Genomic DNA, 24407 nt, shown 5'->3' with positions numbered 1-24407 from the left:
CCATAGGCATAGGCATGGACATGGGTAGCTCTCTGGGCTAGGGCGCGCTCGCTCCAGACCGGCGCGCGTTTTTGTAGGCTCCCAGTCTAGTCCGACAAGCGCGGCATGGACCCGACCAAAGTTCTGTCGTGTCGAAGCGCCTGCCTCAGCTTCCGAACCAAAGTGGGGGACGGGCTGGTGCGCCCTGCCCCACCATCCCTTGCTCAATTTCCCGCCCCCTGGCTTGAACCTCCCCATGACTGCCACCGCCCGCCCGCCCCGCAAAGCCGATTCCCTGTACAGCGACATCTTCCTGCCCGAGGAAACCAAGGCGATCCGCAAGGAAGTGCGGGCGTTCTGCGATGAAGTGCTGGCGCCGGTCGCCCATCGCCTGAACACCACACCGGAAGCCAAGGAGAACTTCGCCCGCGCCGAGTTCGACGCGATGGCCAAGGCCGGCATCTACGAGATTCCGTATGCGAAGGACGTCGGCGGCCGCGGCCTGGAATACCCGACCCTGGCGACCCTGACCGTGCTCGAAGAGCTGGCCTACTACTCGCCGTCGCTGGCCTCGGCGCTCTACGACGGCCAGGCGATCCTGGTCGGCAAGACCCTGGAGCGCGCGCCGGCGCACATCCGCAACCACTACCTGCCGAAGCTGATCAAGGGCGAGTTCGTCGGCTGCTTCGCGACCAGCGAGCCGAATGCCAGCACCGATCTGTCGGTGAAATCGATGGAAACCACCGCGACGAAGGTCGATGGCGGCTATCTCGTCAACGGCATCAAACGCTGGATCACCAACTCGCCGGTCGGCGATCTGATCCTGGTGCTGTGCAAGACCGGCGAGACCTTGACCATGCTGCTGGCCGACATGCACCAGCCCGGCGTCACCGTGTCGGCCCCCGATCTGAAGATGGGCAACCACGTGCAGCTGACCGCCGACATCACCTTCAAGGACGTGTTCGTGGCGGACGATCATCTGGTCGGCCGGAAGGAAGGCAGCGGCCTGCGCACGGCGATCTCGGCCCTGGTGCTCGGTCGCATGGGCATCGGCGCGGTCGGGGTCGCGATGGGTCAGGCGGCCTTCGATTTCTCCAGCCACTACATGACCCAGCGCAAGGTGTTCGGCCAGGAGCTGGCCCGCATGCAGCACTGGCAGTACAAGTTCGCCGAACACGCGACCCAGATCGAGATGGCGCGCAGCCTGTACCAGAAGGCTGCCATTCGTTTCGACAAGGAAGGCGGCGCCGACATCGAAGCGGCGATGGCCAAATTGGTGGGCTCTCGCCTCGCCTGCGACATGGCGCGCGACGCGATCCAGGTCTGCGGCGCCTATGGCTTCGTCAAGACCTTGTCCGGCCCGGGCAAGAACTTCCCGCTGGAATCGATCTACCGCGACGCCAAGATCGGCGAGATCTACGAAGGCGCCAACGAGATCCAGAGCTGGGTGATTGCGCGGCATATCTTCGGGCGCGAGTACACGGGCTGAGAAAGCTGAAGCTGGCCTCACGCAAAGACGCAAAGACGCAGGGAACGGCAAAAGCTTTTCTAGATAAAAGCTTTTGCTTTGCTTTTCTCCGCGTCTTCGCGTCTTTGCGTGAGATTGCTTTTGGCTTTTCAGTGATCGAGCAACGACGGCGCCGCCCGCTGCGGGCAGCGCTGCCGTTCGCAGACCTTGCAGCCGGTGCCGATCGGCGTGGCGGCGGCCGGATCGGACAGGTCCAAGCCGCGTGAATAGATCAAGCGATGCGCATGGCGCAGATCGCAGCCCAGGCCAATCGCGAAGGTTTTCTGCGGCCGACCGTAGCCGACCGGGCCGCTGACCACCTGGCGGGCGATCCACAGGTAGTGGCGGCCGTCCGGCATCACCGCGGTCTGGGTCAGCACTCGTTCCGGCTGGCTGAAGGCTTCGTAGACGATCCACAGCGGACAGGTGCCGCCGATCCGCGAAAAGTGGAAGTCCGCCGCCGAATGCCGCTTCGAGACATTGCCGGCGCGGTCGACTCTGACGAAGAAGAACGGCAGTCCCGGCATGCCCGGCCGCTGCAGGGTCGACAGGCGATGGCAGACCGCTTCGAAGCCGACGCCGAAACGATTCGACAGCCGCTCGATGTCGTAAGCCAGTTCCTCGGCCGATTGCAGGAAGGCCGCGTACGGCATCACCAGCGCACCGGCGAAGTAGTTGGCCAGACCGATGCGCGCAAGGCGCCGTGATTCGTCGCTGGTGAACTTGGCATGGGTGATCAGCGAGTCGAGCAGATCGCCGATCTCCAGCTGCGCCAACTGCACCGCCATCTGGAATGCCTGCTGGCCAGGGCGCAGGTGATCCGGCAGGCGCAGGGTTCGGGTCTCGGCGTCGTAGCGGCGCTTCGGCAACTCGCTGTCGTCAGTGCTGGCGATCTGCAGGCGCACGCCATACCGCGCGTTCAGGCGCTGCGCGAGACGAGTGGCGACGTCGCCGATCGCAAGCTGGCTGTCGGCGAAGATCGCTTCGGCCGCGACGTCGAGTTCGGCGACGTGGTTGTGGCGCTGGTTGAAGTAGTCGCGCACCTCGTCGTGAGTGCCGGGCAGCGCGAACGAGGCCAGCTTGTGACCGTCTCCCAAGCGGGCCGCGAAGCTGTCAGCACGCTCGTTCAGACCACGATTGCGCCGGTGCAGCTCGACGATCGCCCGCGCCACTGCCGGCATGTTCGACGCCAGCGAACGCAGCTCGGCCATCGACACCGTTTCGGCGCCTGCGTCTGCGAGCACGTCGCGCACGTCGGCGATCAGGCCGGCTTCCTTGTCGTCCGAGAACAGCTGCACGTCGACGCCGAACTCGGCGTTGATGCGCAGCAGGATCGCCACCGTCAGCGGCCGCTGGTTGTGCTCGATCTGATTGAGATAACTCGGCGAGATGCCCAGCGCCTTGGCCAGCGCCACCTGGCTGATGCCGCGCTCCTCGCGCAGACGCTGCAGGCGCACGCCCATGTAGGCCTTGGCCATCTCAGGATTCTTCGCAAAATTTGCAAATCGGGCTGGCTTTCTTCACATCAATTCGCCTTTTCAGTGCTGTTCACGGGCTGCTGGATGCGAATAATGCAAAACATCGCCGCGCTTGAACAGGGCGTGCACTGCAATCCATCCCGAGGACCTTCGATGACCGTTGCTGACCGTTCCACCCTGCTGGCCGTCCCCACCGTGAAGTTGCTGATCGGCGGCGAGTTCGTCGAATCGCGTACCACCCAGTGGCGCGATGTCATCAATCCGGCGACGCAGGCCGTGCTGGCCCGGGTGCCGTTCGCCACGCCACAGGAACTCGACGCCGCCGTCGAATCCGGCAAGCAGGCGTTCAAGACCTGGCGCAAGACGCCGATCGGTGTCCGCGCCCGCATCTTCCTGAAGTACCAGCAGCTGATCCGCGAGAACATGAAAGAGCTCGCCGCGCTGCTGACCGCCGAACAGGGCAAGACCCTGCCGGATGCCGAGGGCGACATCTTCCGCGGCCTCGAAGTGGTGGAACACGCGGCCAACATCGGCATGCTGCAGATGGGCGAGCTGGCCAACAACGTCGCCACCGGCGTCGACACTTTCACCCTGAATCAGCCGCTCGGCGTCTGCGCCGGCATCACGCCGTTCAACTTCCCGGCAATGATTCCGCTGTGGATGTTTCCGATGGCGATCGCCACCGGCAACACCTTCATCCTCAAGCCCTCCGAGCAGGACCCGCTGGTAACCATGCGTCTGGTCGAACTGGCGCTGGAAGCCGGCATTCCGAAGGGCGTGCTGAACGTCGTCCACGGCGGCGAAGCGGTGGTCAACGGCATCTGCGATCACCCGGATATCCGCGCCGTTTCCTTCGTCGGTTCGACCAAGGTCGGCACCCACGTCTATCGCCGCGCAACCCTGGCCGGCAAGCGCGCGCAATGCATGATGGGCGCGAAGAATCACGCCGTGGTGCTGCCGGACGCGAACAAGGAACAGACGCTGAACAACCTCGTCGGCGCCGCCTTCGGTGCTGCCGGCCAGCGCTGCATGGCGGCGTCGACGGTGGTCTTCGTCGGTGATTCCAAGGACTGGATCGCCGATCTCGTCAGCCGCTCGAAGACCTTGAAGCTGAACGCGGGTGCCGAAGCCGGCACCGATGTCGGCCCGGTGATTTCCTGCGCTGCCGTCGAACGCATCAGCAGCCTGATCGAACGCGGCATCGCCGAGGGCGCCAAGCTCGAACTGGACGGCCGCAAGCCGCTGGTGCCGGGCTACGAGCAGGGCAACTTCGTCGGCCCGACGATCTTCTCCGGTGTTGCGCCGGGCATGTCGATCTACGACGAGGAGATCTTCGGGCCGGTGCTGGTGATCCTCGAAGCCGCTTCGCTCGACGAGGCCATCGAACTGGTCAACAGCAATCCGAACGGCAATGGCACGGCGCTGTTCACCCAGTCCGGTGCCGCTGCTCGCCGTTTCCAGGAAGACATCGATGTCGGCCAGGTCGGCATCAACGTGCCGATCCCGGTGCCGGTGCCGCTGTTCTCGTTCACCGGCTCGCGTGCCTCGAAGCTCGGTGACCTTGGCCCCTACGGCAAGCAGGTGATCTTGTTCTACACGCAGACCAAGACCGTGACCCAGCGCTGGTTCGACGATGAGACCCTCCATGTCGGCGTCAATACCACCATCAGCCTTCGCTAAGCCGCCGACCCCGGCGGCCGCGACCATGAACTTCGCGCTCAGCGAGGACCAGCTGGCCTATCAGGACGCCGCGCGCAGCTTTGCGCGCGGCGAACTGGCGCCGCATGCGGCGCGCTGGGATGCCGAATGCGAGTTTCCGCTGGAGACCATCGCCAAGGCCGGCGAACTTGGCTTCTGCGGCATCTACACGCCGGAAGCGCTCGGCGGCCTGGGCCTGAGCCGGCTCGATGCTTCGATCATCCTCGAAGAACTCGCCGCCGGCTGCACCAGCACCGCGGCCTACATCACCATCCACAACATGGTCTGCTGGATGGTCGCGCGCTGGGCGCAGCCCGGCATCCGTGACGAATGGGTGCCAAGGCTGGCGCGTGGTGAAGCGCTGGGCAGCTACTGCCTGACCGAGCCCGATGCCGGCTCCGATGCCGCGTCGCTGAAAACCCGGGCCGAAAAGCGCGGCGACAAGTACGTGCTGAACGGCAGCAAGGTGTTCATCTCCGGCGCTGGCGCGACCAATCTGCTGGTGGTCTTCGCTCGCACCGGCTGCGCTGGCGCCAAGGGCATCTCGACCTTCGCCGTGCCGGCCGATGCGCCGGGTATCCGCTACGGCAAGAAGGAACACAAGATGGGCTGGAACAGCCAGCCGACGCGGGCGATCAGCTTCGACAACGTCGAGGTGCCGGAAGGCAATCGCCTGGGTGCCGAAGGCGAAGGTTTCCAGATCGCGATGAAGGCGCTGGATGGCGGTCGCATCAACATCGCCACCTGTTCGGTCGGCACCGCGCAGTCGGCGCTCGATCGGGCGCAGGCCCATCTGAACACCCGCAAGCAGTTCGGGCAGACGCTCTCCCAATTCCAAGGCTTGCAGTTCCGGCTTGCCGACATGCTGATCGACCTGGTGTCGGCGCGGCAGATGGTGAGGCTTGCGGCCTGGATGCTCGACAGCGGCAGCCCGGACGCCAGCACCTACTGCGCGATGGCCAAGCGCCATGCCACCGACATTGGTTTCGAAGTCGCCAACCAGGCGCTGCAACTGCACGGCGGCTACGGCTACAGCCGCGAATACCCGCTGGAACGGCACGTGCGCGACAGCCGCGTGCACCAGATTCTCGAAGGCACCAACGACATCATGCGGGTCATCGTGGCCCGCGCCATCTTGCGCGAAGGCGCACCGGAGATATTGCGATGAGCAGCCCCAGCGACACGAGCTACACCAATCTGAAACTCGAAAAGCGTGGCCACACCGCCATCGTCACGCTGAACAATCCACCGGCTCATACCTGGACCGCCGACAGCCTCGCAGCGCTCAAAGCTTTGGTGCTCGATCTGAACGCCGATCGCGAGATCTACGCGCTGGTGATCACCGGCGACGGCGCCAAGTTCTTCTCGGCGGGCGCCGATCTCAAGCTGTTCGCCGATGGCGACAAGGCCCGCGCCCGTGACATGGCCCGCCGCTTCGGCGAAGCCTTCGAAACGCTCAGCGCCTTCCGGGGCGTCAGCATCGCCGCGATCAATGGCTTCGCGATGGGCGGCGGTCTGGAATGCGCACTGGCCTGCGATATCCGCATCGCCGAAACCCAGGCGCAACTGGCGCTGCCGGAAGCAACGGTCGGCCTGCTGCCCTGCGCCGGCGGCACCCAGAACCTCGCGGCCCTGGTCGGTGAAGGCTGGGCGAAGCGGATGATCCTGTGTGGCGAGCGCATCGACGCGGCTACTGCGAAGGACATCGGCCTTGTCGAACAAGTGGTCCCAACCGGCTCCGCGCTGGAAGCTGCGCTGAAGCTCGCGGAAGCGGCCGCGAAGCAAAGCCCGACCAGTGTCGCGATCTGCAAGACCCTGATCCAGAGCACCCGTGGCGTGCCGCTGAAGCAGGTGCTGCCGGTGGAGCGCGAAGCCTTCGTCGATCTGTTCGACACCCTCGATCAGAAGGAAGGCGTCAATGCCTTCCTCGAAAAGCGCAAGGCGGAGTGGTGCAATGGCTGATTCCGCAAACCTGCCCCAATCAAGCTCATTGGCAGCGCCCGTGCTGTTCCGCGAAGCCGCCGCGGCCAACGGCAGGAAGATCGGCTACGCGACCCTGAACAGCGAGAAATCGCTGAACGCGCTCAGCCTGCCGATGATCCGCCTGCTCGATGCGCAGTTGCGCACTTGGGCCAATGATCCGGCCATCGCCTGCATGGTGCTGCATGGCGCCGGCGAGAAAGCCTTCTGCGCCGGCGGTGATGTGCGCAGCCTGTACGACGCGATGCGCCGTCATCCGGCCAGCCTGCCGAATCCGGACACCCTGCCGTTCTTCGCCGAGGAATACCGGCTCGACCATTTCATCCACCACTACCCGAAGCCGTTCCTGGTCTGGGGCAGTGGCATCGTCATGGGCGGCGGCCTCGGCCTGTTCGCGGGTGCCAGCCATCGCGTGGTCACCGAAACCTCGCGGGTGGCGATGCCGGAAATCACCATCGGCCTGTTCCCGGATGTTGGCGGCAGCTGGTTCCTGCCGCGGATGCCGGACCGCAGCGGCCTGTTCGTGGCCCTGACCGGCGCCTCGCTGAACGGCCACGATCTGCTGCGCGCCAAGCTCGCCGATCACTTCGTGCGGGCTGCCGATCGCGATGCGATCTTCGCGGCACTGTCGTCGGCTGAATGGACGGGTGATGCAGCGCTGGATCGCAGCCTGCTCGGCGCCCAGCTCGAAGGCTACTCGGCCCAGGCCGTCGATGCCTTGCCGGCCTCGAAGCTGGAAGAACACGCGGCCTTGATCGCCAGCCTGTGCGCAGGCGATTCGCTGGCCGCCGTGGTCGACGCCATCACCGGCTATGCCGGTGAAGACAGCTGGTTGCGTCGTGCTGCAGCCGCATTGAAGGCCGGCTCGCCGACGACTGCCGCGCTGATCTGGGCTTTGTTCCAGCGTGGTGCCGAGTTGTCGCTGGCCGAAGTATTCCGCCTCGAACTGATCGTCGCGCTGCACTGCTGCGCGCAGCCTGATTTCGCCGAAGGCGTGCGGGCACTGCTGGTCGACAAGGACAACGCACCGCGCTGGGCGGCGGTGACGCAGGCTCATGTCGACGGGCATTTCATTGCACCGCACTGGCCGGAAGACGTGCATCCGCTCGCCGAGCTTTAACGCTGGGCTCCCCTCTCCCTCCGGGCCAGAGCATGCCTCTGGCGGCAGGGGGTGAGGGACTCTTGTTTCAGCGAGCGCTAGGTCTTACCTGAGGTCCCTCGCGCCCTTTTCCAAATCGTCTTCCCGAATCTCTGGAGTTCTCATGACAACAATCGCATTCATCGGCCTCGGCAACATGGGCGCGCCGATGGCCCTGAACCTGCTGAAAGCCGGTTTCCCACTGCGCGTATTCGATCTCGCCGCCGAACCGCTGCGTCGCCTCGCTGAAGCCGGCGCGCAAGTCGCCAGCAGCCCGGCCGATGCCGTCGCCAATGCCGACATCGTCATCACCATGCTACCGGCCAGCAAGCATGTCCGCTCGCTGTATCTGGGTGACGCCGGCGTGCTCGCCTCGGCGAAGCCGGGCGCGCTGCTGATCGACTGCAGCACCATCGCCGCCGATGCCGCACGCGATGTCGCCGCAGCGGCAACGGCGCGTGGCTACACGATGATCGACGCGCCGGTCTCCGGCGGCACCGGCGGCGCCACGGCCGGCACACTGACCTTCATCGTCGGCGGCACGGCGGACGCGCTGGAACGCGCGCGACCGGCCTTGAGCGCGATGGGCAAGAACATCTTCCACGCTGGCGGCAGCGGTGCCGGCCAGGTCGCCAAGATCTGCAACAACATGCTGCTCGGCGTGCAGATGATCGGCACCATCGAAGCGATCAACCTCGGTGTCGCCAGCGGTGTCGATGCCAAGGTGCTGTCCGAAATCATGGCGAAAAGCTCGGGCCGCAACTGGACCTTGGAGGTCTACAACCCCTGGCCCGGCGTCATGGAAACGGCGCCGGCTTCGCGCGGCTATGCCGGCGGTTTCGGCAGTGATCTGATGCTCAAGGATCTCGGTCTTGCCGCAGAAGCCGCCGAGACGGCACAGGCGCCGATCGCCCTCGGTGCGCTGGCTCGCGAGCTGTATCGGCAGCACAGCGAGGCCGGCCACGGCGCGCTGGATTTCTCCAGCCTGCGCGAGCATTCGTAGGTCGGGCCACGCCCGACATGCGCCCTTATCGGTGAGGGTACCAGCGGCCATGGGCCGCCCTGCCATCGTCGTTCAAGCCAACGCGCAGGCCGATCGGACCGCGCCAACGTTACAATCCCCGGACCATACCGATAAGGGCAGGTCCGGTGGCCAACGACCTCAAGATGCCCGCCCGCAAGGCGCGAGGAGCAAAAGCAGGACGTCTGGAGCCACCGAGCTTCGCGTTCGCGTTGGTGCCAACCCGGCTGGTCGAAGAACTGACCCGCGACGACGTACCGCTGCCGAAGGTGGTCACCGTCGTCGCGCCGACCGGCTACGGCAAGACCGTGTTCTCGACGGCGCTGTACAAGCACGTCACCGCGCACGGCATGCACAGCCGCTGGATCGCGCTCGATGACCGCGACACGACCCTGGAACGCGTCGTCCATCTGCTCGAAGACAGTCTCGATGCCCATCAGGCCGAGCTCGATCCAGTCCAGCACCTGACCCGCGGCGACGAGCCGATGGAAGGCCGCATCGATGCCGTGCTCGAAGCCGTGGCGCGGCTGCCTGATCCGACGCTGATCTTCATCGACAACCTCGGCTACTGCGCGGATGAGACGCTCGGCACCCTGCTCGATCGCCTGGTGTTCCGCACACCGTCGTCGGTGCATTTCATCCTGTCGAGCACCGAGCAGCTGCCGATGAATCTGGCCCGCGCCAAGCTCGAAGGCCGCTTGCGCGAAGTCGGCTATGCCGAGCTGAGCCTGCGGCCTGCCGAGGTGCGCAGCCTGCTCGGTCCGGAACTGTGTGCGCAGCTGGGGCCGGAGGCGGTCGACAGCATCGTCCGTCAGACCGAAGGCTGGCCGGCGGCGGTGCGCCTGACCCAGATCATCCTGTCCGCCGCCGAACGGCCGCTGGAAGCGCTGGAGCGCTTTTCCGGTGCCGACGAGGATTTGTCGGACTTGCTGAATCGTCAGGTGCTGGCCGACTTCACGCCTGAAGCGCGGCAGTTCCTGCTCGAGATCGCACCGCTGCGCAGCTTCTGCGCCGAGCTCTGCGGCCACGCCACCGGCGACGACAACGCCGCCAAGCATCTGGCGCTGCTGCTGCGCCGCAACGTCTTCGTGATCCCGCTCGATCGCAACCGCAGCTGGTATCGCCTGCACGGCCTGTTCCGCGAATTCCTGATCGAGGAAGGCCAGCGCACCCTGAGCACCGAGCGCCGTCATCAGGTGCTGGAACGCGCCGCCGAATGGAGCGAGCGCGGCGGCCATTGGCAGGACGCGATCGACTACGCGCTGCGGGCCGGTTCGGCGGCGCTGGCGACGGCGATGCTGGAGCGTGTCGCCGCCTTGTTCGTTCGCGATCGCGGCGATCTTCGCCAGTACATCGACTGGATCGAGCAACTGCACGCGGGCGGTCATGAAGTCGGCTGGGAAGCGTATTTCTGGTACGTCTGGGCGCTGGTCTTCCATCGCCGTTACGACACCGCGCGCCTGCAGAACGAGCGCCTGACCCAGCGCGTGGAGCGCGAGCAGAAGGCCGGCCGCGATCCGGCGCAGATGGCCGACCTGAAGCGCCGCACCGAAGTGATCCGCGCCTGCGTCGATACCTATACCGATCGCCTGGTCGACGCCCATCGCCTCGCCAATGCCTGGCTGGCTGGCACCGGAACCGGAACCGGAACCGGAACCGATGATCCGTTCAACGTGGCGACCGTCGCCAGCGCCGCCGGCATCTCGCTGAGCAGCGTCCACCGCTTCGTCGAAGCGCGGCAGGTGATGCGTACCGCACAGGCGGCGATCGCGCAGTCGCGCAGCGCGTATGGCATTGGCTGGGTATCGATGCTGACGGCGATGATCAGCGTCTTCGAAGGCGATTTCGCCGCCGTCCACAACGATATCCTTGCCGCCCTCGCCCGCAGCCGGGTCGCGCTCGGTGACAACGCCGGCATCACCCGCACGATCGCGCTAGTCGGCGCCAAGTGCGCGGTCGAGATGGGGCAGGACGAGGAAGCGCGCGGCCTGCTCGCCCAGGGCCTGCACTGGGCGCATACCCACGGCATCGTCGATACCGCGGCAGTCGGGTTCGATGCAGCGCTGAAACTGTGGTCAGGCCGGCCGGATGATCCGGTGTCGATCACCCAGTTGCGCGAGATCGCCTCCGGCTATCCGCCGCGGCTGGCGCTGATGCTGTCCTGCCTGATCGTCCAGCGTCTGGTACGTCTCGGCCGGCTGGGCGAAGCTCTGACCGAAGCGGCTCAGATCGGCCTCGGCATCACGCTCAGTGCCGAGCGCCGGCTGCCGGCAATCGAAGGCATCGACAACCCGCGAGGCCGCGAGCTGTACGCCGCCGCCGAAATCGAACTGCTGATCGCGGCCGGCCAGTTGCGTCAGGCCGAAACGCTGATCGCCGAAGAAACCCGGCTGGCCAAGCAGGATGGCCGCATTGCCCGGCTCGTCGAGTTGGCGCTGGCGGAAACAGCGATCGCGATCTGCTCTCACAACCCGCAGCCGGCGGCACGGCATTTCGTTCGCGCGATCGGGCTGGCGGCGCGCCGGCGCATCGTCCGGCCATTCCGGGATCGCGCCGAAACCATCGCCGGCCTGGTCAACGAAACCAAGGCAACAGCCTGGGGCTTCGCGCTGGATGAGGAGCGCAAGTTCTTCTTCGAGATCTGCAACGGCCTGCCGCTGACCAACTCCTTCCTGGTCGATCACCTCGACCAGCTGCAGGGCGACAACCCGCTGCTGGAAACGCCGACCGCCCGCGAGCTGCAGCTGCTCAGCCTGATCGAGGCCGGGCTGTCGAACCAGCAGCTCGCGGACCGTCTGAACCTGTCGGTGGCGACGGTGAAATGGCATCTCTACAACCTGTACACCAAGCTCGGTGTGTCGAGCCGCTCGGCTGCACTGGCGCGCGCCAGAGCGCTGAACCTGCTGGCGCGCTAGCCGTCGGGACTAGGCGCGCGGATCGCCCGGCAGGTAGCTGCCGGTCACCGTCTTGTAGGCGTTCGAAGTCTTTTCGCCGGGCACGCCGTCCACCTTCAGGAAGATCTGCGGGAAGCCGCCGAGCCAGCGCTGCAGCGATTCGACCTGGGCGACGATCGAGGCGTCGGTCGATTTCTTCATCGCGTAGCGCGGCACCGCCTGCGCCGCTGCGGCCACCGCAGCCGGCAGCTTGAACGCGATCTCGCCCAGTTCGGCCATCCGGCGCAGTAACACGGCAGCACCGCATTGATCGCTGGCGGCCGTCGGCGACCAGACGCCGTCCTTGACGTATTTGCCGCTGATGTAGTGGTTGGAGAAGCTCCATAGATACGGCGACAGCGTTTCCGGATGATGGCTGCGATAGCCCCAGCCGTTGTACAGCTCGAGCCGGAACAGTGTGCCGGCCAGACTCCAGTCGGTGCTGGCATCGAGCTTCTTCAGACCCAGCGCATCGGTGGCGCTGACTTCCCAGGTGAACGGCGGCGAGCCGAGCGGCCGGCCTTTTGGTACCTGCACGGTGCGCGCAGTCAACGGATCACCGTTGTGCAGATGCTTGGTGAAGTTCTGGCTCGACTCCATGTTGTGAGTCGCGGCGATGAAGTGCCAGGGCACGCCGGTCGCCCTCGATACGGCTTCATAGCGAGCGCGATTGCCGATCAGTTTCCTGACCAGATCGTTGACCGGCTTCGCTCGGCTCGGATTGATCACGCAACGATTGAACAGCGATTCGTACTCGGCGCGGAGCGCGGCAGTCAGGGTCGGCATGGAAGACCTCGGCAATGGATGAGCGGGAATGAGACGCGCCATCGCATGTACGGCGTATGGCCGCACGAATCTAGCGAACTTGTCGGCAATTGATCGCCAACGACCGGCCTCGGCCGTGAACACGATCACGGCAGGGCTTCACTTCCCGATTTCTGGCCGGCGCGATTGTCCGGCGCACCCTGCGCAGCCGTCGAGCCGCACCATGCCGGCGCCACGACAGCCGTGCGGCACTCCTCCCGACAACCGCTCAGCAGACCTCCGCTCAAGCGGAATGCGCGCGCCGCTTGAACCAACCGGTTCAGACCGTTACCGTGCAGGTATCCCGCGCACGAACCCGAGTCCCTAGCCCGCCATGAAGTTGATCACTGGAATCATCAAGCCGTTCAAGCTGGACGAAGTCCGCGAAGCGCTCGCGAACATCGGTGTGAGCGGCATCACCGTGACCGAGGTCAAGGGTTTCGGCCGTCAGAAGGGCCACACCGAGCTGTATCGCGGTGCCGAGTACGTGGTCGATTTCCTGCCCAAGCTGAAGCTGGAAGTGGCAGTACGCGACGAACTCGTCGAACCGACGATCGACGCGATCACCAAAGCTGCGCACACCGGCAAGATCGGCGACGGCAAGATCTTCGTCACCGAACTCGAGCAGGTGCTGCGCATCCGCACCGGCGAAACCGGGCCGGACGCGGTCTGATTCATCCGCTTCACCGATCTGCTCATCGATGACGAGCAGATCGGCGGACAACAAAAAAGGCGGCGCTGCGAGGCGACGCCTTTTTTGTGGCCGAAGGATTCGGCTTGCGCCGATCCCTCAGCTTCCGGTCAGTCTCAGGCCGGGGCGAAGCAGTAGCAGGCAATCTTGTTGCCATCCAGATCGCGAGCGTAAGCAGCGTAGGCAGTCGGCGTGAACGAACGCGGGCCGGGCGCGCCTTCGTCCTTGCCACCCTGCGCCAGCGCCACTTCGTGGAACTTGTGCACGGCTGCGCGCGACGGCGCGTTGAAGCTGATGGTGCCGCCGTTGGCGAACGTCGGCGGCTGGCCATTGCCCGGCTTGGTGATCATGAACAGGTCCGAACCTTCGGCGCCCGTGCTCCACAGCGATGCGGCGTCGAAGTTCATCACGCGCTTCAGGCCCATCGTCTCGAGGACGGCGTCATAGAACTTGCGACCGGCTTCAACGTTGCTCGTACCCACTACTACATGCGTGAAAATACCCATGGTTCTTCTCCTCAATTGGTTGTCGTGTGCTCGTTGGCGCAGGCGTCTTGTTTCTGCTCAAGCCTGTCATCCGCAGCTACTCTGTAACAGCAGCCAGCGAACAACAAGATGTGCGGAATTGCGCCAGATTGGCGGCCACAACTGACACAGCAGCGGCCACCAAGCGCTGTTGCCCTTGCGACCTAGAGGCTGCCCGACATCGTCGCAAACGATGAGCCTGATACGCCCAGAACGCCCGGCACCGTAGCCGGAACCTCATCGGTCCAGACTCTGAACGACTCCAACGTGTGCTGACCGTAAGTCGTGGTGATGGCCACATCCGCAGCGTCGCGACCGCGGGCGATCAGGATGCGGCCGATGCGTGGCTGGTTGTTGCGCGGATCGAAGGGGTGCCAGGCGCCGCCGAGGAACACTTCCATCGAACCGGCGAAATCCATCGGCGCATCGACCGGCGGCACGCCGATATCACCCAGATAGGCCGTGCAGTAGCGGGCCGGAATGTTCAGGCAGCGGCAGAAGGTGATGGCCAGATGCGCGTAATCGCGGCAGACACCCTGGCGCTCGTTAAAGGCTTCGAAGGCTGTCTTGGTCGGCCGCGCGAACTGGTAGCCGAAGACGATGTGCCGGTTCACGAAGTCGCAGACCGCCTGCACGCGCGCCCAGCCTGGCGGCGTGTTGCCGAACAGTTGCCAGGCCGCGCCCATCAGCAGATCGGTTTCGCAGTAGCGACTGCCGAGCAGGAACACTAGCGTTTCCTGCGGCAGTTGCTCGACCGGATGCTGCTGCGCGTTCAGCAACACCGGTTCGGTACGGCCGTGATCGCGGATCAGGCCGTCGGCAGTCAGACGGATACGGCCTGCAGGCGCGACGATCCGGCTGCACCAGTTGCCGAAACCATCCCGGTACATGGTCATCGGTACCGGCGGATCGACGCATAGCAAATCCGGCCGGATCAGGTCGGAAGCACGCGAGTAATGGGCGTGCAGGGTGAGAATCATCGGTGTCGGCTGCGGACACTGATAGACGATTTCATAACCGAAGCGGATCTGCATGGGGTTTCCGGGGTTTCATACGGGATGGCTAGCCACCCCTCCGGAAAAGCCGGCGAGGCGCTAAGGGAACGTCATAAGCGAGGGCAGCAAGCGTGCCAGCAGGGCGGCCCAGTATTGCTGGCCCGCCTCGTTGGCGATCAGGTCCTGCCGGATTTCCAGCTCGACATGCAACAAACCTCTTTGTTCGCCATGCACCGGGATCGAATAATCGCTCTCGTCGCTGACGTCATACGGCTCGTTGTAGCCAACTACCGTGCCCGGCTCCCTTTCCAGCGCCGCACCGAGCGCCAGCGCCAGTCGCGCATCGTGGTGATACAGCATGCCGACATGCCAGGGCCGCGCCTTGCCCTGCCAAACCGGCGTGAAACTGTGTACCGCGATCAGCACACTATGCTGGCCGCGCGCCTCACGGGCATCGAGCTGCGCAGTGATCGCCGCGTGATAAGGCTCGAAGATCGCGCGGCGGCGCTGCTCGGCATCGGCAATATTTACCGAAGCATTGCCCGGAATTACCACTCCATCGCTGCATTGCGCGATCGAGTCGGCGACCTGCGGCGGCCGGTTGCAGTCGATCACCAGGCGCGAATAGTTCTGCATCACCAAGGTCGCATCGAGTTGCGCGGACAACAGCCTCGATACTTCCGCCGCGCCGATGTCCCAGCCGATGTGGCGACGCCGTTCATCGTCCGGCAATCCCAGCGCGGACAGCGAACGCGGCACGGCACAACTGGCGTGATCGCAGATCAGGAACAACGGCGAGCTGCCGTCGGCAAGAATGACGTCGGCAGGCCCTGGCTCATCGGCAGCGATGAGTGGCTGGCTAGCGATCGGATCTGAAGTGTTGTTGATTGCCGAACCCCGAGGATGACGACGGTGGGGCCCCAGCGACAGAATCAGGCGTCTGCTGATTCCAGATACTCAAAAAAGTGGTCGGGGCGACAGGATTCGAACCTACGACCTCTTGCTCCCGAAGCAAGCGCTCTACCAAGCTGAGCTACGCCCCGCAAACTGCGCCGCTGTACGCGGCTACTGCTTGAACTAGCTTTCCCGCCGAAGGCAGAAATCGACCAGTTCCAGCAACGCTTTCTTGTAAGGGGTTTCGGGCAAACCCTGTAGCGTTGTGCTCGCCGAATGGCTGTACCGCTCGGCGAGGGCGCGAGTGTACGGGATCGCTCCAGTCGCTTCAACAGTTTCCAGAACCTCTTTGATGCGATCGACGCGACCGTTGGCAATGGCCTCGCGAATCATCGCGGTCTGGGCCGCAGAGCCGTTGCGCATCGCCACCAGCAGCGGCAAGGTCGGCTTGCCTTCGGCCAGATCGGTGCCCAGATTCTTGCCGCTGACTTCGGGATCGGCGGTGTAATCGAGGAGATCGTCGATCAGCTGATAAGTCATGCCGAAGTCGTGACCGAAGCTGGCAAACGCGGCCTGCGTGGCTTCGCTGGCATCGGCGCCGATCGCGCCCAGCGCCGCCGCCGCGCGGAACAGCTGCGCGGTCTTCAGCTCGATCACTCGCAGATAACGCGCTTCGGTGATGTCCGGATCGTTGCAGTTCATCAACTGCAGCACTTCGCCTTCGGCGATCGCATTGGTGGTGTCGGCCATCACCTGCATGACGCCCATGCGCCGGCTTTCGACCATCAATTGAAAGCTGCGCGAATAGAGGAAGTCACCGGACAGCACCGCGCCGGCATTGCCCCAGACGGCGTTGGCGGTCTGCCGGCCACGGCGGCGATCGGAGTGATCGACGACATCGTCATGCAGCAGGGTCGCGGTATGGATGAACTCGATGACCACCGCGAGCAGATGCGGCATATCACCCTCGGCACCGAGCGCCCGCGCCATCAGCACCAGCAGCGCCGGCCGCAGCCGCTTGCCGCCGGCCTGGATGATGTAGCCGCCGATCTCGTTGATCAGCGGCACTTCCGACGACAGCCGCAGGCGGATCAGCGCATCGACGGCCTTCAGGTCATCGGCGATCGGCGACAGGATGGCAAGCAGTTCAGCAGATCGACCGTTGCCAACAGGCGGTTTGGGAAGGCCTGCGACAGCGACTGAGGAATCCACGGAGGTGATCGTCAAGAGAGGAGCTGGTTGAGGATGGCGGTGCCCGGCGGGCGGCCGTTCATCCTGCGCAAGAGGAGTGGCGAAATTCTAACATCCGGCCTGACAGGGGCATGGGGCATGCCCCAAGCCAGTGCTCAGACGCCCGCCTCGGCAGCCAGATCCTTCAGTAACAGCGTGGTATCGGCCAGACGCTCGGCCGCCACCGTTGCACGGGCGCCGACCAGCTTCTTCATGACGCCGAAATCCTTCAGCTGGCTGACCGCATCGGCAGCGATGATCCGGCCGTCCTTCAGATAGAAGGCCGAGAACGCGCGGGTTTCGGTCGAACCGCGGATCACCACCTGGTCGTAACCGCTGGACAGGCCGCACATCTGCAGCTTGAGCTCGTACTGGTCCGACCAGAACCACGGCAACTCGTCATAAGCCTTGGGCTGACCGACCAGCAGACGCGCCGCGTGGCGAGCCTGCTCCATCGCATTGGGCACCGATTCCAGACGCACACGGCCGCCAAGCAGCGGGCTTGGCCGGTTCGCGCAGTCGCCGGAGGCGACGATGTCCGGATCGGACGTCTGGCCGTATTCGTCGACGACGATGCCGTTGTCGACCACAAGGCCCGCCGCCGTCGCCAGTTCGGTGTTCGGGATCAGGCCGATGCCGACGATGACGACATCGGCGGGCACGCGATTGCCATCGGCGAGGATCACGGCACTGACCTTCTTGCCATCGTTCTCGAGCGCAGCGATCTGTACACCCACCTCAATATCGACGCCGGCCTCGCGATGAACACGGGTATAGAACGCCGACATCTCCGGCGCGGTGACTCGGGCCAGAACACGCGGCGCCGATTCCAGCACCGTTACCGCCAGCCCGGCCTTGATCGCAACCGCCGCGATCTCCAGGCCGATGTAGCCGCCGCCGATGATCACCAGGCGATGGCCGGCTACCAGATGCTCGCGAATCCGTTCGGCATCGCTCTGCGAACGCAGCGACAGCACATTGGCCATGTCTGCGCCCATCACCGGCAGCGGCCGGGCGCGGCCGCCGGTGGTCAACGCCAGCTTGTCGTAAGCCAGCGTCTGACCATCGGACAAGGTCACGGTCTTGGCGGCGCGGTCGATCGCGGTCACCGAAGTGCCGCCGATGAATTCGATGTTGTTCTTTTCGTAGACTGCGGCGTTGCGGATCAGCAACTGCTCGGCCGGAATCGCGCCAGTCAGAAAGCCTTTCGACAGCGGCGGCCGCTTGTATGGCAGGCCGGCTTCGTCACCGATCATCACCACGCGGCCGCTATGACCCTGGGTGCGCAGCTCGGCGGCGAGCTCGCTGCCGGCCTGGCCGGCGCCAACGATCAGAACCGTTCCGGTGGTGCTCATGCGCTCATGTCCTGCAGCGAAAGACGGGCGGCTTGGCAGAAGGTCATCGGGGACTCCGGATCAGGTTCAGGGGCGGCGCGAATGGTAAACGGTTTTCGCCGCGATCCTGAAGCAGGCTGCCGTTGCCGTAATCGACCGCCATGAGAACGCCCGGCCGAATCCATGCGGCCGGGCGTCGATGACGGCTTCGATGCTCAGAACTGATAGCGCAGGAAGAAGCCGATGTTGTCGCGATCGCGGATCTGGTTGTTGGCGCCGCCGCGCGTGTAAAGGTTGTAGGTGATGGTCAACGAGGTCGACTTCTCGTAGCGGATCTCGAACAGCGAGTTCAGCTGGATACGGCCTTCGACGAAGTTCGCGCCCGGCCCCGGCGAGTTGTTGTAGACATCGTGCTGGAAGATGAACAGCGGCTGGATCGAGATGCCCGGCAGCACCGATTCATAACTGATGCGGCCGACGACCCGATAGCCGCCGGCCAGCGAATTGGCAAACTGGTTGCGCTTGGCCTGGTAGGGATTGAAGCGCAGGCCATCCGGGCCGATCGAGCAGCTCGGATTGGTCGAACAGGCCAGCTTCGAACCATCGGCACCGCTGCCATCGGCACCGGCCGAGGCTGCGGTATAGGCCGCACCCGGGCCTTCGATCTGCAGCTCGTTGAACTTCGGCAGGTTCAGCACGTGGGTGGCCGCCACTTCGTAGAGCAGGATCACCTGGTCGGCACCGATCCAGTTCTCGGTGCCGCTGAGCACGCGCGTTGCGCCGAAGGTGTACTGCAGCACCTTGCCGGGAATCCAGCCCTGAATGTACGAGTTCGGTGCATTCTCGCCGAGCGTGATGCCCCGATACGGCGTGATGAAATTCGGGAACGAGCGCGCCGAACCGGGTACCGAGCCAACGATCAGGCTGAGGTTGTCCGGATAGGGGTTGTTGCCGTTTTCATCGACGAAGTTGTTGCTCGGATACAGGCTGTACTGGTTGCCACCGTTCTCGGTGAAGGCCACGGTATTGGTGGTGCCCTGGCAGCCGATGTTGATGTCGTGGCAGCGAGTCAACGAGGGACCGAAGGCTGCGAAGGCCAGATCGACGATCGCCACCTGCAGCGGCAGATTCGGCCGGTAAGCGACCTCACCCTGGTAGGAATAGTCGCCATACGTGGTGTTGAAGCTGAACCCATACAACTTGCGATCTTCTGGATACTCCAGCATCACCCGCGCGGTATCGAAGCCGACGGCATCGGAAATCTGCATGCCCGGACGCGGCAGCAGCAGGTTCGCGAAGGCACCCAGATCGGTGCCGAGATCGAGCGCCGACAACGGGCTCTGCGCCAGCAGGTTCACCGCATCCAGTCCCAGTGCAGCCTGGCCGGCAAGCCCGCCGAGGGCGATCGGCAGATTCGGGCAGGACTGCAGGAATTCGGTGGTGTTGCGGGCATCGATGCCGATCGCACTGCCTTCACGGCGGGCGCAACTGGCATTGGTCGCATAGGTACTGACATAAGGCAGCTGCGAGTGGTAGTTCATGAAATAGCCACTCAGCTCGGTGCCGTTGTTCAGCCAATCGGCGTAATAGCTGAGCTTGAAACCGTACTGGCCCTGATCGGAAGCCTTGCGATCCGGCAGACGCGGAATGATCAGCGCCGTAGGCGTGACCGCGGTCAGCGGATTGTCGAGCATGCCGCCGGCCAGACTTTCCGGATCATCGGCTGCCGAGCCGAAGCTGGCGTTGACGAAGTTGCGCAGATTGGTGGTACCGAGATCGACGAAGGAATTGAAGGTGCCCGGCGTCGGAATCTCGACGTGCCGCGATTCGAACTGGTAATAGCCCTCGACGCTGAGGCCGTCGACGACATTGGTCGACACCCGGAACATGTTGACCGGGATGTACAGATCTTCGAGCAGGCCGTTGCCGCTGCGGAAGAAGTTGTTGGCGTTGATCGGCTGCGCCTGATTGATCGAGTTCAGGATCGCCACCGTCGACTCGCCCCACTGCACGGTCTGCCGGCCGAGGCGGAACTGCAGTTCGCGGTCGCCGGGAATCGGGATCGAACCGAAGAAATTGGTATCGAGGAAGTCGTAGCGCAGGCCGATCTGCTGCGCCTCCTGCTCGTTGCGCGCCTCGTTGAACGCGCCGCCCGGGCCGTAGGTGCGCGAGAAGTAGCGATTCGAGGTGCGGTTGCCGGGCTCGGCGGTGCCCACCGAATTGACGTTGGCGCTGGTGATCCGGTTCCGGTACTGCACCTGGCCGTGATAGAGCGACGGATCGTAGATCGCGCGGCCGCGATAGAAGAAGCCGAACTTGCCGGATTCGATCTTCAGATCGTGAGTCCACACCACCGGTGACTGGGTGATATCTCCACGGTCGAAATTGAGATCGCCATCATCGAAGTTCATCGAGGCGGCACCGGGCGAGCGGCGCAGCTTCTCGGCCGGATAGCTCTGCGTGCGGTTCAGGCCCTGGCAGAGCTGGTAGACGCCGGCGCAGACGTTCGGGTCGATGTTGCTCTTGCCGATCAGCCGTGAATCGCGCTCTTCCAGACGGAATGCCACGCCGGCGGTCAAGGTCTGGTTCAGCACCGCGTTGAAATCCTGCTCGCCGAAGTTGAAATCGAACTCGGACGCCATCGCCGACATCGGCAAAGCCGCGCCCACTGCAACAGCCACGGCCAACGCCGCAAACTTGCTCGAAGCCATCTGCACTCCTCCCGTTAATCCCGCTGCCACGCGCGCCTGCTGCTCGGTTCGGCATCCGGGTCATGGCCCGCCGCCGCCTTGTTGGTATCGCTGCCTTTTTCGACTGCGTGGGAAAGAAACTACATGTTCATTCACCGGATTTGGATGGCTTTTCCAACGAAGCCCGCAAAACCAGACTTTCGGCTAACCCACCGCAGGATCATCGAACGCGCGGGCTTGGGCCGTATTTTCCTGGGCATTGATCCAATTATTTGACACACATCTAATTTATCGGCAGCCTGCAGCCATGGAAGGAATCGAAAGCCGCCGTCTGGAAGAGAAGGAACGCCGCCGCGAGGACATTCTCGATGCCGCCGAAACCGTGTTCGCCGCGCGGGGCTTCGACGACGCCAAGATGGATGACATCGCCCGCGGTGCACGGGTCTCCCGAGCGCTGCTCTACATCTACTTCAAGGACAAGCGCGAGCTGCAGTTCGCGCTTTGTCTCAGAGGCCTGGACCTGCTCCGTCAGCGCTTCGCCGACGCCCGTAGCCGGCATGCGCGCGGCGTTGACCAGATCAAGGCAATCGGCCGCGCCTATATCGGTTTCGTACAGGAATTTCCTGTCTATTTCAATGCTTTGGCTCGAGCTGAAGCGCAGCACACCGAACTCGAGGACGAGCGCAGCCTGTGCCACCAGATCATGCGTGCCGGCGGTCTGGCCCACGCCGAAACGATCAACGCCCTGGTGGCCGGCCAGCGCGACGGCAGCGTCCGCCAGAATCTCGGCGAACCGCTGATGGTGGCGATGACCCTCTGGGGCTTCAGCCACGGTGTTGCCCAGCTGGCGATGACCAAAGGCGAAATCTTTGCCCATGAAGGGGTGCCGCTGACCACCTTCATCGACCATGCGATCGACATGGCGACGCGCTCGATCGCCGCATGATTTCGGGCATGGAGGCTGACATGTGTCTAACCGATGGACGCAGATACAAGAAAATGGCCATTCGTGACCTCGGTCAACCCCGGCTCGCCAAGGGACGCTGGCTGCGCATTCAGGCACTGCTCATCGGCCTTGCAGCGCCGGTAATCGCGCATTCCGATATGAACCTGGCAGCCGATTCTGCTGCCGCTCCCAATGACTATCTGGCGACCTACCTGGCCGAGGCGCTGTCTAGCAATTCGGCACTGCAGGCTCAGGCTTTCGCCGTAGAAGCCGCCGCCCAGGGCTTGAGCGCCGCCCGCGCGCGTCGGGCGCCGCAGCTGGCGCTGAACGCGCGCTACACGGTTGCCGAGGGCGGAAGAGTCACCCGCATTCCGACCGGCGATCTGGTCAACCCGGTTTACCGCACGCTGAACCAGTTGACCGCCGGCACGCCGAACGCGACCAACTTCCCGGAGATCGGCAACAACGACATCAGCTTCCTGCGCCCGCACGAGCAGGACACCCGGCTGACCCTGAGCGCACCGCTGTATGCACCGCAGCTTGCCGAGCAGGTGCAGATTCGCGCCGCCGAATTCGAAGGCAGCCTGGCGACCCGCGAAGCCTTCGCCCGCACCCTGGTCCGCGATCTGAAGCAGGCCTATTACCAGCTTGCCCAGCTGCAGGCCGGCATCGGCGTGCTCGAAGCCAGCCAGGCGACTTTGGCCGAGAACCGCCGGGTCGCCGATTCGTTGATCGCCGCCGGCAAGGCGACCCGCGGCAGCGCGCTGCGCGCCGAAGCCGAACTGCTCGCCGTCGAACTGCGCCTGCTCGCCGCCCGCAACGACGAACGCGCCGCCCGCCGCTATCTGAACCTGCTGCGCAATCGCGACGAGGCCGAAGCGGTGCTGGTCTCGAGCACAGCGTTATCGGTCAGCGGCGTTGCCGGAGATGAAGCGACACGGCCGGAACTGCGCCGCCTCGATCACCAGATCGACGCCGCCGAGCACGCCCGCAAGCTCGCCGGCAGTGGCTTCCTGCCAACCCTGTCCTTGGTCGCCGACAGCGGCATTCAGGGCACCGGTTACACGGTCAATCGCGATTCCGATGTCAGCACCGCGTCGCTGGTGCTGAACTGGACGCTGTTCGATTTCGGCGCCCGCCGCGCCGCCGAATCGCAGGCCCGCGCGCAAACCTCGCAACTGCAGGCGACGCGGGACGATGTCCGCCGCCAGCTGGTCCTCGCCAAACTGTCCGCCGACGACAGCGCGCTGACTGCCGAACAAGCGCTGCGAACCGCCGAGGCGCGCATCGCCGCCGCCGAGGAAGGCTTTCGCATCGCCGAACGCAAGCGCGACGCCGGCCAGCTGTCGCAGATCGAATTCCTCGACGCCGAACGCGCCCAGACCGAAGCCCGGCTCGGTCTCGCGATCGCCCGCAGCAGCCTGCAGAGCGCGCGCGCCGAGCAGGAATACAGCCGCGCCGCCTATCCCCTGCCCGCCACGCTCGCCTCCGGAGCCACACCGTGACCGCTCGCCGAAATCTGTTGTTGCTGCCGATCGCAGCGAGCCTGCTGCTGGCCGGCTGCAGTCGCGAACCTGCAGAGGCGCCAGCGGCCACGCCGCCGCGCGCGGTCAGAGTCGCGATCGTCCGCGAAGGCCCGGCCGAGCCGCCGGTATTGGCCACTGGCCTGGCCGCCAGCCGCGACGAAGCGCGGCTTGGCTTCAAGGTTGGCGGCGTCATCGCCGCGATCGACGTGCGCGAGGGCGATCAGGTGAAAGCCGGCCAGCGGCTGGCGCGCATCGAAGCCGCCGAGATCGACTCCTCGGTGACCCAGGCACGCGCAGCGCTCGACAAGAGCAAACGCGATCGGATGCGCGGCGAAAAACTGTTCGCCGACGACGTCGTCACCCGCGAGCAGCTCGACGATCTGGGCACCGCCGAAACCGTCGCGAAAGCGCAGCTCGATGCCGCCAGCTTCAACCGTCGCTACGCCGAGATCACCGCGCCCAGCGATGGCCGCGTGCTGGCCCGGCTCGCCGAGCCGCGCGAGCTGGTTCAGCCCGGCGCGCCGGTGCTGGTGCTGTCGGCCAGCGGCAGCGGCACCGTGCTCGAAGTCGGCCTGGCCGATCGCGATGCGCTGCGCGTGAAAGTCGGCGATGGCGCGGAAGTCAGCTTCGATGCCCTGCCCGGCCGCCGCTTTCCGGCCAAGGTGCAGGAAATCTCCCGCGCCAGCGATCCGCGCACCGGCACTTATCGCTGCGAACTGGCGGTCGACACCTCGGGCGCCGAGCTGCCGGCGTTCAGCGGCCTGATCGGCCGCGCCCGCATCGTGCCGGCGAGTAGCACCGCGAGCACGCGCAGCTATCTGCCGATCGAAGCGCTGGTCGAAGGCGATCAGGCGAAAGCGCGGCTGTATCTGTTCGATCCGGCAACGTCGACGGTGAAAGCCGCCGAGCGCAGCGTCGCTTTCGTCAGCGGTACCGAGGTCGCGCTCAGCGAAGCCTTGCCGGCCGGCACCCAGGTGATCACCGATGGCGCGGCTTATCTGCGTGATGGCGAGACCGTGCGGGTGGCTGCGGACGAGAT

General features: G+C 64.9%; 19 protein-coding genes and 1 tRNA gene. 11 read left to right on the top strand and 9 right to left on the bottom strand.

Going from position 1 to position 24407, the window contains the following annotated elements; translation table 11 throughout:
* Positions 1–235: 235 nt before the first annotated feature.
* Positions 236–1468, top strand: coding sequence for an acyl-CoA dehydrogenase family protein (locus Q0D45_RS05020; protein ID WP_293389328.1), 1233 nt, complete (start codon positions 236–238; stop codon positions 1466–1468).
* Positions 1469–1596: 128 nt separating this feature from the next.
* Here the strand turns inward: Q0D45_RS05020 and Q0D45_RS05015 are convergent, their stop codons facing one another.
* On the bottom strand, positions 1597–2964 hold the full coding sequence (locus tag Q0D45_RS05015; RefSeq protein ID WP_293389326.1) for a short-chain fatty acyl-CoA regulator family protein: 1368 nt from the start codon (positions 2962–2964) through the stop codon (positions 1597–1599).
* A 153-nt stretch (positions 2965–3117) separates the two neighbouring features.
* On the opposite strand from Q0D45_RS05015, the gene Q0D45_RS05010 reads away from it, so the two are divergent.
* The 6 genes from Q0D45_RS05010 (at position 3118) to Q0D45_RS04985 (ending at position 11716) form a co-directional block, all read left to right on the top strand.
* Entirely contained in the window at positions 3118–4644 is a 1527-nt protein-coding gene (locus Q0D45_RS05010) for a CoA-acylating methylmalonate-semialdehyde dehydrogenase (protein WP_293389324.1), read from the top strand.
* 25 nt (positions 4645–4669) lie between these two features.
* Positions 4670–5830, top strand: coding sequence for an acyl-CoA dehydrogenase family protein (locus Q0D45_RS05005; protein WP_293389322.1), 1161 nt, complete (start codon positions 4670–4672; stop codon positions 5828–5830).
* Positions 5827–6624, top strand: a complete 798-nt coding sequence (locus Q0D45_RS05000; RefSeq protein ID WP_293389320.1) for an enoyl-CoA hydratase — start codon at positions 5827–5829, stop codon at positions 6622–6624. Before Q0D45_RS05005 ends, Q0D45_RS05000 begins: the two co-directional genes overlap by 4 nt.
* Positions 6617–7762, top strand: coding sequence for an enoyl-CoA hydratase/isomerase family protein (locus tag Q0D45_RS04995; RefSeq protein WP_293389318.1), 1146 nt, complete (start codon positions 6617–6619; stop codon positions 7760–7762). The genes Q0D45_RS05000 and Q0D45_RS04995 overlap by 8 nt, the downstream gene beginning before the upstream one ends.
* Positions 7763–7889: 127 nt before the next feature.
* The gene (gene mmsB, locus Q0D45_RS04990; protein WP_293389367.1) at positions 7890–8783 is read left to right on the top strand and encodes a 3-hydroxyisobutyrate dehydrogenase; all 894 of its coding nucleotides are present in this window, start codon (positions 7890–7892) and stop codon (positions 8781–8783) included.
* Between the two features lie 146 nt (positions 8784–8929).
* Positions 8930–11716, top strand: coding sequence for a LuxR C-terminal-related transcriptional regulator (locus Q0D45_RS04985; RefSeq protein ID WP_293389316.1), 2787 nt, complete (start codon positions 8930–8932; stop codon positions 11714–11716).
* Positions 11717–11725: 9 nt separating this feature from the next.
* Here Q0D45_RS04985 and Q0D45_RS04980 read toward each other — a convergent pair whose 3' ends face one another.
* Positions 11726–12520: a hypothetical protein gene (locus Q0D45_RS04980; RefSeq protein ID WP_293389314.1), complete on the bottom strand. Its 795-nt coding sequence runs from the start codon at positions 12518–12520 to the stop codon at positions 11726–11728.
* Between the two features lie 352 nt (positions 12521–12872).
* Between Q0D45_RS04980 and Q0D45_RS04975 the strand changes: the two genes are divergently transcribed.
* The gene (locus tag Q0D45_RS04975) at positions 12873–13211 is read left to right on the top strand and encodes a P-II family nitrogen regulator (protein WP_022977574.1); all 339 of its coding nucleotides are present in this window, start codon (positions 12873–12875) and stop codon (positions 13209–13211) included.
* 134 nt (positions 13212–13345) lie between these two features.
* Here Q0D45_RS04975 and Q0D45_RS04970 read toward each other — a convergent pair whose 3' ends face one another.
* The 7 genes from Q0D45_RS04970 to Q0D45_RS04940 form a co-directional block, all read right to left on the bottom strand.
* Positions 13346–13735, bottom strand: coding sequence for a VOC family protein (locus Q0D45_RS04970; protein ID WP_293389313.1), 390 nt, complete (start codon positions 13733–13735; stop codon positions 13346–13348).
* Between the two features lie 182 nt (positions 13736–13917).
* Positions 13918–14787 (bottom strand): transglutaminase family protein, encoded by an 870-nt coding sequence (locus Q0D45_RS04965; protein WP_293389311.1) that lies wholly within the window; start codon positions 14785–14787, stop codon positions 13918–13920.
* A 60-nt stretch (positions 14788–14847) separates the two neighbouring features.
* Entirely contained in the window at positions 14848–15636 is a 789-nt protein-coding gene (locus Q0D45_RS04960) for an N-formylglutamate amidohydrolase (RefSeq protein WP_366946354.1), read from the bottom strand.
* Between the two features lie 78 nt (positions 15637–15714).
* A tRNA-Pro gene (locus Q0D45_RS04955) sits at positions 15715–15791 on the bottom strand.
* Between the two features lie 34 nt (positions 15792–15825).
* Positions 15826–16788, bottom strand: coding sequence for a polyprenyl synthetase family protein (locus tag Q0D45_RS04950; RefSeq protein ID WP_366946353.1), 963 nt, complete (start codon positions 16786–16788; stop codon positions 15826–15828).
* A 200-nt stretch (positions 16789–16988) separates the two neighbouring features.
* On the bottom strand, positions 16989–18227 hold the full coding sequence (locus tag Q0D45_RS04945; RefSeq protein WP_293389305.1) for an FAD-dependent oxidoreductase: 1239 nt from the start codon (positions 18225–18227) through the stop codon (positions 16989–16991).
* A gap of 194 nt (positions 18228–18421) precedes the next feature.
* Positions 18422–20917: a DUF1302 family protein gene (locus tag Q0D45_RS04940; RefSeq protein WP_293389303.1), complete on the bottom strand. Its 2496-nt coding sequence runs from the start codon at positions 20915–20917 to the stop codon at positions 18422–18424.
* A gap of 286 nt (positions 20918–21203) precedes the next feature.
* Here Q0D45_RS04940 and Q0D45_RS04935 point away from each other — a divergent pair, with 286 nt between their 5' ends.
* The 3 genes from Q0D45_RS04935 to Q0D45_RS04925 all read left to right on the top strand — a co-directional run.
* Positions 21204–21842, top strand: coding sequence for a TetR/AcrR family transcriptional regulator (locus tag Q0D45_RS04935; RefSeq protein WP_293389301.1), 639 nt, complete (start codon positions 21204–21206; stop codon positions 21840–21842).
* 53 nt (positions 21843–21895) lie between these two features.
* Positions 21896–23347, top strand: a complete 1452-nt coding sequence (locus tag Q0D45_RS04930) for a TolC family protein (RefSeq protein ID WP_293389299.1) — start codon at positions 21896–21898, stop codon at positions 23345–23347.
* A partial coding sequence (locus tag Q0D45_RS04925; RefSeq protein WP_293389297.1) for an efflux RND transporter periplasmic adaptor subunit occupies positions 23344–24407 on the top strand: 1064 nt, incomplete at its 3' end. The genes Q0D45_RS04930 and Q0D45_RS04925, both read left to right, overlap by 4 nt.

Origin of the sequence: Nevskia sp., from assembly GCF_023266035.1 — a bacterium.
In the GTDB taxonomy this organism is placed as follows: Bacteria; Pseudomonadota; Gammaproteobacteria; order Nevskiales; family Nevskiaceae; genus Nevskia.
The sequence above is the reverse complement of the archived record's forward strand: the minus strand, read 5'-3'. Positions and strand labels throughout refer to the sequence as shown.